We start from the raw sequence: 12259 nt of genomic DNA on the forward strand, positions 1-12259 counted from the left end.
CTAAGGACAGAATCTTAGAGAAATAGACTTAAAAATACTTAAGTTGACTTTTTTATTATGAAAGTTTACAATAAAGTATAGTAATGACCGAAAGATAGAATTGGATACTTGCGTATCCAATTTTATTTTGAATTTTTATGTAATAATAACTTATAAACATTGGAGGAATAAGATGAGTTTAGACGTAAGAGAAAATATAAGAAATATAGCAATAATTGCACACGTTGACCATGGTAAGACTACATTAGTTGATGCTATGCTTAAACAAAGTCATATATTTAGAAGCAATGAAAAGGTACAAGAAAGAGTAATGGACTCTAATGATCTTGAAAAAGAAAGAGGTATAACAATACTTTCTAAGAATACTGCAGTAATGCATAATGGAGTAAAGATTAATATAATAGATACACCAGGCCACGCTGACTTTGGTGGAGAAGTAGAACGTGTACTTAAAATGGTTGATAGTGTTCTTTTAGTTGTAGATGCTTATGAAGGGGCTATGCCACAGACAAAATTTGTTTTAAAGAAAGCTTTAGAACTTGGATTAAAGCCAATAGTAGTAATCAATAAAGTAGATAGAAAAGATGGAAGACCAGAAGAAGTTATAGATGAAATCTTTGATTTATTCTTAGAGCTTGGAGCTGATGATGAGCAGTTGGACTTCCCTATAGTCTATGCTTCAGCTAGAGAAGGATTTGCAAAGCTTGAACTTGAGGATGAAAACATAAATATGGATCCTCTATTCAAGACAATAATAGAAAAGGTTGACCCACCAAAGGGATATATGAATGAGCCTCTACAAATGCTTGCTACAACTTTAGATTCTACAGAGTATGTAGGAAGAATTGCTGTAGGTAAGATTGAAAGAGGAACTATAAAGAAGAATCAACAGGTTGTTATAATGTCAAAAGATGGTAACAAGCCTGCTAAGATTTCTAACTTATATGTGTATGATGGACTTAAGAGAGTTGAAACAGATGAAGCTTCATTAGGAGATATAGTAGCAGTAAGTGGTATTGGTGAAATAAACATTGGAGATACTATAGCAGATGCATTAAATCCAGAAGCACTTCCATTTGTAGAAATAGATGAACCTACTTTAAGCATGAATTTTATGGTTAATAACTCTCCATTTGCAGGACGCGAAGGTGATTTTGTTACATCAAGACACTTAAGAGATAGATTATTAAAAGAGTTAGAAACTAACGTAAGTTTAAAAGTTGATGAACTTTCTCCAGATTGCTTTAAAGTAAGTGGAAGAGGAGAACTTCACTTATCAGTTTTAATAGAAACTATGAGAAGAGAAGGATATGAGTTCCAAGTATCAAAAGCAAGCGTAATATACAAAGAAGAAAATGGAAAGAGATTAGAACCAATTGAGTACTTAACTATAGATGTACCTGAAGAATTCATGGGACCTGTTATGGAAAAGCTTGGACCTAGAAAAGCAGAGATGGTTAATATGACTTCTGCTAACAATGGATATACTAGATTAGAATTCAAGATACCAGCAAGAGGACTTATTGGATTTAGAAATGAATTTTTAACTGATACAAAGGGAAATGGTATAATGAATCATGTATTCTGCGATTATGAGCCATTTAAAGGAGAAATTCCTGAAAGATCAAGAGGATCATTAGTAGTATTTGAATCAGGAACTGCTATAACTTATGGTTTATTTAATGCTCAAGAAAGAGGAACATTATTTATAGAACCAGGAACTGAAGTTTATGCAGGAATGGTAGCAGGAGAATGTTCAAGAGCTGATGATATAGAAGTAAATATTTGTAAGAAGAAGCACTTAAGTAATACAAGATCATCAGGTGCAGATGATGCTTTAAAACTAACACCAGTAACTGTTATGTCTCTAGAACAAAGCTTAGAATTTGTTAGAGCTGATGAATTAGTTGAAGTAACACCTAAGAGCATAAGACTAAGAAAAACATTATTAGATCCAACTGAAAGAAAGAGAGCAGCTATTAGAAAATAGTTATTTGAGGAGCGGGGGAGCTTATGAAAGACAATAAACTTAAGAAAATTCTTATTATAATTGTTATAGTTCTTGTCGTTGGGGCGGTAGGCTTTAAATTTTACTATAACAGGCTTGTAAATCATCCTTTTAAGTTGACTGTAGATAGTGTTGAATTAGAAGTGAAAGAGGGACAGTCGTTAAATGACGTTCTAAAAAAACTTTCTAAACAAAATATAATAGGAAATACCTATCTCATAAAGTATTATGTGAAAAGTAATGATTTAGATACTAATATAAAAAAGGGAAGATATTTAATTGAAAAAAATATGACTTTAGATACTTTTCTTTCTAATTTATCTTTAGGAAAGGTGACCGCAGGACTTAATAAGGTCACTATACCTGAAGGTTATAATATAGAAGAAATTGCTGCTTCTTTGGAAAAGTCACAGGTGATTTCTAAAGAAGAATTTCTAAAAGCTGTTAAAGAATACAATGCGCCATCTTATATCAAAAAGAATAGCGAAAGAAAATATCAATTAGAAGGTTTTTTATTCCCAGATACATATGAGTTTGAAAAAGATATTTCTGGGGAAGAAATAATAGAAAGAATGCTTTTAAGATTTGAAGAAGTAATAAGTGAAATTGAACAAGCTACAGGAAAAAAGATAGATAAAAACAATCTTGATGATATAGTGACTATGGCATCAATTGTAGAAAAAGAAGCAGAGAGAGATGATGAAAGAGGAAAAGTAGCATCAGTATTTTACAACAGGATAGAACAACATACAAAGTTTCAATCTTGTGCTACTGTTTTGTATGCTTTAGGATATCATAAAGCAGAAGTTTCAAATGAAGACATAAAGGTTAATTCACCTTATAATACCTATAAAGTTGATGGTCTTCCAATAGGACCAATAGCATGTCCAGGTAAAGCGTCACTTAATGCAGCAATAAATCCTGAGAAAACAAATTATTTATTCTTCATATCTAATGATGATGGTACACATACTTTTACAGATAATGATAAAGAATTTATGAGATTAAAAGAAATTAGAGACAATAAAAATAAAAAGTAAGTATTGGAGGAACCTATGAGCGGAGTAATGCATGATTATATGGAACAATACTTAAGACAGCTAATACCAGATAGAGAAGGAATACTAAAAGAACTAGAGGAATATGCAGAAAAAAATGCTGTACCTATAATACAAAAGGAAAGTGGAAAGTTTTTAGAACTTATGGTATCTATTACTAAGCCTAAGAGAATCCTTGAATTAGGTACAGCTATAGGGTATTCATCTATAATGATGGCAGAAGCCTTAGATGGTAATGTTCATATAGATACTATCGAGAGAGATGAAAATATGATAGAACAGGCGAAAAAAAACATTGAAAAGTATGGTTTTAAGGATAATATAACAGTACTTTCTGGTGATTGTTTAGAGGTTTTGCAAAGTCTTAATGGTAAATATGATTTTATATTTATGGATGCAGGAAAGGGACATTATAATCACTTTCATCCACATTGTATGAGTCTTCTTTCTGATGATGGTATAATAGTTGCAGATAATGTTCTTTTTAGAGGTATGGTTGCCTCTAAGGATTTGGTTAAAAGAAGAAAAATTACTATAGTAAAAAGAATGAAAAGTTATCTTGAAATGGTTTCTGAAGATGATAACTTAATAACTTCTGTAATACCTATGGGAGATGGTATTTCCGTGACAAAAAGGAGGAAAAACTAAGTGAGAAAGCCTGAAATTTTAGCTCCAGCTGGTAATCTTGAAAAGCTGAAAACAGCTATAGACTACGGTGCAGATGCCGTATATTTAGGGGGAAGCAAACTTAACTTAAGAGCATTTGCTGATAATTTTACCAATGAGGATATGCAGGAAGCAGTTGAGTATGCTCACTCTAGAGGAAGAAAAGTTTATGTAACTTTAAATGTTTTTCCTCATAATTCAGATTTAGATGGATTGGAGCAATACATAATAGATTTGAAAAATGCAGGGATAGATGCTGTAATAGTGTCAGATCCTTCTATAATCATGACTATAAAGGAAGTTGCAGAAGACTTAGAAATTCATTTAAGTACTCAAGCTAATAATGTAAATTGGAAGTCAGCTTTATTCTGGCATAATTTAGGCGTAAAGAGAATAGTTCTTGCAAGAGAACTTACTTTGAAAGAAATAAAAGAAATAAGAGAAAGGCTTCCTGAAACTTGTGATTTAGAAGCTTTTGTTCATGGATCAATGTGTATGGCTTATTCTGGACGATGTTTAATTTCTAACTACATGACAGGCAGAGATGCTAATAGGGGTGCTTGTGCTCAAGCGTGCAGATATAAATATTATTTAGTTGAAGAAAAGAGACCGGGAGAGTATTTCCCTGTATCAGAAGATGACAAGGGAACTTATATAATGAATTCCAAGGATCTATGTATGATAGAGCATATTGATGAAGTTATAGAAGCCGGAGTATATTCTTTAAAGATAGAAGGAAGAATGAAGAGCGCATTTTATGTAGCATCTGTAGTAAAGGCCTATAGAGAAGCTGTAGATACATATATGGAAAATCCTGAAAATTATAAGTATAATCCTAAGTGGATGGAATACCTTTTTAAAGTTAGTCATAGAAGTTACTATACAGGCTTTTATTATGGTCATAGTTCAATGCAGATCTATGAAACTTCTGCTTATGTAAGAGATTATGATATAGTTGGTGTAGTAAAATCTTATGATGAAGAAACAAATGAAGCTGTTATAGAACAGAGAAATAGGGTCTTTGAAGGAGACGAAGTTGAAGTCTTAAGAGTAGAAGGAGATATGTTTACTATTACGTTAGATGACATGAAGGATGGAAAAGATAATAAGATAAATGTAGCTCCAAGGGCTCAAATGATCTTTAAGATTAAATGCCCTACAAAATTAAATCCTAAAGATATGCTTATCAAAAGTAAGGAGGCTAACTAAGTTATGAAAAGACCTGTCTTAATAGGAATAACCGGAGGAACTGGATCTGGTAAAAGTACTATAGCAAAAGCAATTTACAGCAAATTTAATGAAGATTGTATAGCTATGATAGAACATGATTCTTATTATAAAAATCAAGGTGGAATTCCATTTGAAGAGAGAATGAAGACGAATTATGATCATCCATCTGCATTTGATACAGATTTGATGCTTAGTCATTTGAAGGATTTAATAGATGGTAAAAGTATCGAAAAACCTATTTATGATTTTGAGAAGCATACTCGTAGAGAAGAAACTGTCTTAGTAAATTCTAAAAACATAATAATAGTAGAAGGAATAATGATTTTAGAAGATAAGAGAATAAGGGATATGCTTGATATAAAGATTTATGTTGACACAGATGCTGATGTTAGAATAATAAGAAGGCTTGTAAGAGACATAAATGAAAGAGGAAGGACTGTTGAATCGGTAATTGAACAGTATCTTAATGTAGTTAGACCTATGCATATGCAATTTGTAGAACCTACTAAAAAATATGCAGATATAATAATTCCAGAAGGCGGACATAATCAAGTTGCAATAGACTTACTTGTAGCGAATATTAATCAAATATTACAAAGTAGATAGAGAATAAAAACCCCATTCTTTGGCTAGAATTAGCAAAGAAAGGGGTTTTTTTATGATAGATAAAAAAGGTATAAAAAAATTAGGCATATGTTTTGGAACTATATTTTTAGTTCTTATAGGCAAGCTTTTATATATTCAAATTATAAAAGGTGAAAATTTAAGTGTCATGGCTGAAGCGCAACATAGCCATACAGGTAATATAAGTGAAATTAATTATATGGTATTAGATGACAAGGGAAAAAGTCTTTTAAAAACAGATGATAAATATAAAATTGTAATTGATACCGTTGATTTTAAAAGAAATAATAGTTCAACACCCATGGAAGAACTATATGCTTTTAGATACACTTTAAAAAATTATAATAAAAATTATGATATTGCAGTTGATTTGAATAGCGATAAAGAGGGAAAAAGATATTATGATGTAGATAAAGAAACCTATGATAAGATAAATTCATTAAATAATATCAATGGAGTATATAGCTATAAGTATAATTCTATTGATAGAAAAAGTAGTTGGAATATATGCAATATGTTAACAAGCAGTAAAACTAGAGATGGTAAAGATAAAGAGGGAGATTGCCTCGAAAATACAATTGCGGAGTATACTTCTGCAAATAAAAGTTCTACCATAGTTTTTGCTACAGATTCTCAAGGAAAAGTTCAAGAGGGTATATATAACATTCCAAAAGATAATGTCAATCTAAAACTCACTATAAACGATTCTATGGAAGAAAAAGTGAAAGAGGTTCTAGAGCAAGAGAAATATAAGAAATACAGTCAAATAGGAGTTGCTCTTTGCGATAGTGATACTGGTAAAATAAGAGTACTTACTCAGAAAGATAACAGTAAACCTAATATAATGCTTGCTTCTGCCACAGAAAATGGATATAGTCCTGGTTCTATTTTTAAAACTATCGTATTGGGAGCAGCTTTAAATGAAGGGATAGTGTCATTAGATGATAAATTTACTTGTGAATGCAAACCCAATCTTCCTTGTAAAACTTCTCACGGAACATTAACAGTAGAAGAAGCCTTTACAAAGTCATGTAATAATATTTTTGCTGAGATAGGAAATAAACTTGGAAGTAAAAAAATAATAGAATATGCTAAAGCCCAGGGACTTTTCTCAAAAGTTCTTAATTTATATGGAGATAATGAGGCTCAAGGGGACTATGTAATATCAGAGGTTGATGAGGGAGGAGCTACCAATATATCAATAGGACAAAACATTAGAATAGAACCTCTTCAAGCCTTAGGGATGATAAATACCGTAGTCAATAATGGCGTGTATGTGAAACCTTACATCATGGGAAGTCTTGAAGACAACGATTTTAACACAGTTAAAGAGTTTCAAACATCAGAGAAGCAGCAAGTTATTAAAACCTCTGTGGCAACTATTATGAAAAATGAACTTTTAAGGGTAGTTAGAGATGAAAATGGTACAGGGAAAGCTGCTTATGTGAAAAATGTTGAGTTAGGAGGAAAGACAGGAACTGCGACTAGGATGGAGCCTAAAAAAGATGACAATGGCGGATACTTGAAGGATGATAAGGGAAACAGCGTTATGGAAAAACGTTATGATGGATGGTTTGCAGGATATTATAAATACAAAGGAAAGAACTATTCCATGGTAGTATTTGTTGAAAATATTGCCAACGAAGAAAGTGGAGGAACCATAGCTGCCCCTATTTTTAAAGAAATTGTAGAAAAAGTTACTGATATAAAATAATTTAAAATAGAAAAATAAGTAAACTTTCGCTATATCTAACATATTATATAATAAGCACTATTAGGAGGAACAACTGTGTTTATTATACAATATTTTCTAGATGTGGTGAGCGGCATAAATATACTAGCAGGTTATGTAAGCGGCACAAATTCTTTCCCTAAGCCATTAGATGAGAAGGAAGAAGCGTATTATTTGCTTAAGCTAAAAGAAGGTGATCCAGCAGCAAAGAGTGTTCTCATAGAGAAAAATTTAAGACTAGTAGCTCATATAGTAAAAAAATATTCATATCCAGGGAGAGATGTTGATGACTTAATATCTATAGGAACCGTAGGGCTTATTAAAGCGATAGATTCATTTAATTATGATAAAGGAACAAGGCTTGCAACTTATGCTGCTAGATGCATTGAAAATGAAATACTTATGCTTATAAGGAATAATAAGAAAAACAGGGGAGAAGTTTTTCTGCAAGATCCTATAGGTATTGATAAAGAAGGAAACGAAATTTCTTTAATGGATGTTCTAAGTACTGATGATGATCCTATAGTTGAAGTTGTAGAGAATAAAATTCAAATAAAAAAATTATATAAAAACATAAATTCATGCTTAACAGAAAGAGAAAGAGCCATAGTAGAAATGAGGTATGGGCTTTCAGATGGGAAGACCAAAACTCAGAGAGAGATAGCAGTAATATTAGGTATATCTAGGTCCTATGTATCAAGGATTGAAAAAAGGGCTTTAAAAAAGTTGTGCAAAGAATTAAATGGAAAAAATAAAAATTGAAAAAGTACTTAAGTATGCTAAAGTTCTTTGAATCTTTAAGAATTTAAAAGGATTTTAGCATACTTTGTAGAATAATATTTATAGTATACAAAATATAAACGAAATAAAGTCGCATTTTATTGATAAAGGGGTAGTTTATTATGTTATTAAAGGAATTATTAGATATAACTATTAATAAAAAAGCATCTGATTTACATTTAACAGTAGGTACACCGCCAGTTATAAGAGTTAATGGAGAATTAAGTGTATTAGATTATAATAAACTTTCAGCTGAAGATACAGAAAGATATGCAAAGGAAATTTTGGGTGAAAGTTATGATAAATATAAAGAGGAAGGTGAGATAGATACTTCTTACTCTATAGGAGGAATTGGAAGATTTAGAGTTAATATATTTACGCAGAGAAATAGTACTGCTATTGCAATAAGAGTAATACCTCTTAAAGTTTCAACTTTAGATGAATTAAATCATCCTAAAGTATTAAAGAGTTTAGTTGAAAAGAAAAGAGGACTTGTAGTTGTAACAGGTCCTACAGGAAGTGGAAAGAGCACTACTTTAGCTGCTATGATAAATGAAATAAACGCTACTAGAAGCTCACATATTGTAACATTAGAAGAGCCTATAGAATATCTTCACAAACATAATAAATCAATCATCAATCAAAGAGAAATAGGCAAAGATACTAAAAATTATAGAACAGCTTTAAAATCAGCTTTAAGGGAAGATCCAGATGTAATTTTAATAGGAGAAATGAGAGATTTAGAAACTATATCTATTGCAATTACCGCAGCAGAAACAGGACATTTAGTTTTATCAACATTACATACTATAGGAGCCGCAAAGACTATAGATAGAATAATAGATGTATTTCCTCAGCATCAACAGCAGCAAATACGTCTTCAGCTTTCAGCAGTTATGCAGGGAATAGTATCTCAACAGCTTCTTCCGAGGAAAGATGAAAATGGAAGAATATCAGCTTTAGAAATAATGGTAGCTACACCAGCCATACAGTCCTTAATAAGGGAAGGAAAAACTCATCAAATAGAATCCCTTATACAGACTGGTTCGAAGTATGGAATGAAAACCATGGATATGGCTTTAGTTGAACTGTATAAGAATAATACAATTTCAGAAGAAACTTTATATACATATGCAGTAGATAAAGATATGGTATCAAGATTAGTATTGTTATAAATAATTTTATGATATTTATAAAGTTGGGAAAATTATATAACATATAAAAATAGCTGTCTAAAACTCAAACTTTAAGGCAGCTATTATATTGAGTTAAATTTAGGATGTGTTATTTTTAGTGAGAATTAATGGGATTTTTTTAGAATAGTTATCAATTTACTTATAATTTATCTTAATTAAGTCTTACATTCCCTTTAAATTAGTAGAATTTAAAAATCGTTTGTGATAAAATAAGTTTTGAATTAGGGGGGATTGTTAATGATACCATTTAAAACTGTTATGCAGTTTATGTTATCTATATTTACCAATGTAGTACTCATTATAACAATGTATTATTTGATACTATCACTATTTGGACTTGTAAAAAAGAGAGACAACAATACTTTCGAGCCACAAAAGAGCTTTGCTTTGGTAGTAGCAGCTCACAATGAAGAAGCCGTAATAGAAGGAATTATAAATAGTTTACTAAAGTTGGACTATCCCAAAGAATTATATGATATTTATGTAATTGCAGATAATTGTAGCGATGCCACAGCGGCTATATCTAAAAATGCAGGAGCTATCGTATACGAAAGATTTAACAAAGACCTTAGAGGAAAAGGCTATGCATTAGAGTGGATGTTTAAAAAGTTATTTAGCTTAGAGAAACAATATGATTCTATCGTTATTTTAGATGCTGATAATTTAGTGTCTAGAAATTTTTTAAAGGCAATGAACAATAAATTATGTGAAGGATATAAAGTTGTTCAGGGATATCTTGATAGTAAAAATCCTAAAGATACATGGATTACTGCTTGTTATTCAATATCATTTTGGAGCACTAATAGGATGTTCCAGTTAGCTAGAAACAATCTAGGACTTTCCAGTCAATTAGGTGGGACAGGCTTTTGCATGGACACACAAATATTAAAAGAACTTGGATGGGGAGCAACATGTCTTACTGAAGATTTAGAGTTTACTTGCAAGCTTGTTTTAAATGGATATAAAGTTGGATGGGCTCACGACGCTGTAATTTATGATGAGAAACCTTTAAGCCTGGCGCAATCTTGGGCTCAGCGTAGAAGATGGATGCAAGGTTTTGCAGATGTTTCAAGCAGGTATTTCTTTAAACTTATGAAGATGAGCATAAAAGAAAGAAGTTTTACAAAGTTTGATTGTGCTTTATATTCAATTCAGCCTATCGTAACAATACTATTAGGTATTTCAACAATATTAAATTGTATTCAGCAGTTATTTGCAGCACCAGAAACCATAACTAAAGTTATAAATATGATGAATACAACAGGTATTACAATTGCTGCTGCATGCTTGCTATTAGCAATGGTATTACAATTTTTATACACACCTTTTATTCTATTTTTAGAGAAGAAACTGGATCTTAAAATTATTCTATATTATTTAATATATCCAGTATATTTGATAACATGGCTTCCAATATGTATACAAGGTGTAATGAATAAAGAAAATAAAGAATGGTCTCATACAAAACATACAAGAAGTGTAAATATAGAAGAATTAGAAAAAGTAAATTAAAAAATGTTTTTTTACAGGAACTTCCTCAAAAAAGTATGGGGAAGTTCTTAATTTTACATATATTTTCAAAATAATCATTTTACTGTAATAAATAATAGGTGAGTTTATTATTAAAGGCATATAATAAATTTAAATCTCTAGAGGAAAAATCATTTTTCTGTTGAATATATTAGGAGAGGCTAATGCTATATGCAAGGAGGGTAGATACAAAGTATGGAAAAAGGTTATATTGTTGGAATTGATATAGGAGCCTCAAATATTTATGGAACTATAGGAAAAGCTGATAAGCATGGTAAGCTAAAAATTTTAGCAAGTTGTTCTGTTAAATCTTATGGAATAAAAAGGAGTATTGTGACAGGAATAGATGCGCTTTCAGATTCTATAAGATCCTGTATTGCTAAAATGGAAGCTTTAGTTAATATATATATAGATGAGGTTTATATAGGAATTCCAACGGGTAAGTGCAATTTTATATCTTCAACAGGAGTAATCGCTCTTTCAAATGACGATTATGAGGTGCTTGAAGATGATATAAAAAGAGTTTTAAAAAATGCTTCTGATATAAAATTGTCAAGAGACAAAACCATTGTAGATGTTATACCTCAAAGCTATAAAATAGATGAGAAGGATAATATCCATGACCCTTTAGGAATGAGGGGAAGCAGATTGGAAGTTGATGTAAAGGTTGCGGTGTCAGATTATAATTATATAAAGGACATATATAAAGCTGTAGAAAAATGTAGTGTAAATATAATAAAATCTGTAGTTCAATCTGAAGGAACATCTAAACTTTTACTTAGAGAAGAAGATTTAGAAGAGACAATAGCATTAGTAGATGTAGGTGCAGATTCAACTAATATATCTATATATGATAAAGGGTGTATATTAAGTTCATCTCAAATACTTTTGGGTGGAACGAACATAACTAGTGATATAGAATATTGTACAAATATCCCACTAATGGATTCTGAAAAAATAAAAATAAAGAGCTCGGAGTTTGATTCTGAGAATAAAGTTCTAGAATTTACTACTCAATATGATGAGAAAACTAAAGTTGACATGAAAATGATAGATGAAATAATTTATGCAAGAACTGAAGAAATTATTTCATTTATTATCAATGACCTTAAGAAAACAAAATTATACGATGATATTGATAATGTAATACTTTATGGTGGAGGTATAAGTAATTTTAAATTTACTGAGGAAATATGGAAACGTATGTGCCCCAAACCTGTTTTTATAATAGATAGTAAAAGTATTAATTTAGAAAATCCTTTAACAATTAACGCTTTGGGTATTGTTAAACATATGTATAATGAGTTAAAATTAAATAGTAAAGATTTAATTTTAGAAAATGATATTTTGAATAAATCTAATGAGGATGTTAGAGAAAGTGCTATATTAAAAATAAGAAAGTTTTTTAGGGAATATTTCTAAAGAGGAGGAATTA

Annotated in this window: 10 protein-coding genes; all 10 read left to right on the forward strand. The window is 30.7% G+C overall.

Annotation, left to right across the window (positions count from 1 at the left end; translation table 11 throughout):
• Nucleotides 1-172 precede the first annotated feature (172 nt).
• The 10 genes from typA (at nt 173) to ftsA (ending at nt 12246) form a co-directional block, all read left to right on the forward strand.
• Complete coding sequence (gene typA / locus KQH81_RS07440) at nt 173-1990, forward strand: translational GTPase TypA (protein ID WP_027638202.1); 1818 nt, start codon at nt 173-175, stop codon at nt 1988-1990.
• A gap of 23 nt (nt 1991-2013) precedes the next feature.
• Nucleotides 2014-3048 carry an endolytic transglycosylase MltG gene (gene mltG / locus KQH81_RS07445; protein WP_027638201.1) on the forward strand — a complete coding sequence of 345 codons (1035 nt, stop codon included), beginning with the start codon at nt 2014-2016 and terminating at the stop codon, nt 3046-3048.
• Nucleotides 3049-3063: 15 nt separating this feature from the next.
• Nucleotides 3064-3714, forward strand: coding sequence for an O-methyltransferase (locus KQH81_RS07450; protein WP_027638200.1), 651 nt, complete (start codon nt 3064-3066; stop codon nt 3712-3714).
• Nucleotides 3715-4941, forward strand: a complete 1227-nt coding sequence (locus KQH81_RS07455) for a peptidase U32 family protein (RefSeq protein ID WP_027638199.1) — start codon at nt 3715-3717, stop codon at nt 4939-4941.
• A 3-nt stretch (nt 4942-4944) separates the two neighbouring features.
• The gene (gene udk, locus KQH81_RS07460) at nt 4945-5568 is read left to right on the forward strand and encodes a uridine kinase (protein ID WP_027638198.1); all 624 of its coding nucleotides are present in this window, start codon (nt 4945-4947) and stop codon (nt 5566-5568) included.
• A gap of 52 nt (nt 5569-5620) precedes the next feature.
• A complete protein-coding gene (locus KQH81_RS07465; RefSeq protein ID WP_027638197.1) occupies nt 5621-7300 on the forward strand; it encodes a penicillin-binding transpeptidase domain-containing protein in 1680 nt (559 codons plus the stop codon).
• 75 nt (nt 7301-7375) lie between these two features.
• The gene (gene sigK / locus KQH81_RS07470; protein ID WP_027638196.1) at nt 7376-8080 is read left to right on the forward strand and encodes an RNA polymerase sporulation sigma factor SigK; all 705 of its coding nucleotides are present in this window, start codon (nt 7376-7378) and stop codon (nt 8078-8080) included.
• Between the two features lie 137 nt (nt 8081-8217).
• Nucleotides 8218-9273, forward strand: coding sequence for a type IV pilus twitching motility protein PilT (locus KQH81_RS07475; RefSeq protein WP_027638195.1), 1056 nt, complete (start codon nt 8218-8220; stop codon nt 9271-9273).
• 258 nt (nt 9274-9531) lie between these two features.
• A complete protein-coding gene (locus tag KQH81_RS07480) occupies nt 9532-10806 on the forward strand; it encodes a glycosyltransferase family 2 protein (protein ID WP_035770516.1) in 1275 nt (424 codons plus the stop codon).
• 213 nt (nt 10807-11019) lie between these two features.
• Nucleotides 11020-12246, forward strand: coding sequence for a cell division protein FtsA (gene ftsA, locus KQH81_RS07485; protein ID WP_027638193.1), 1227 nt, complete (start codon nt 11020-11022; stop codon nt 12244-12246).
• Nucleotides 12247-12259 lie beyond the last annotated feature (13 nt).

This window comes from Clostridium cadaveris (assembly GCF_020911725.1).
GTDB lineage: Bacteria > Bacillota > Clostridia > Clostridiales > Clostridiaceae > Clostridium_X > Clostridium_X cadaveris.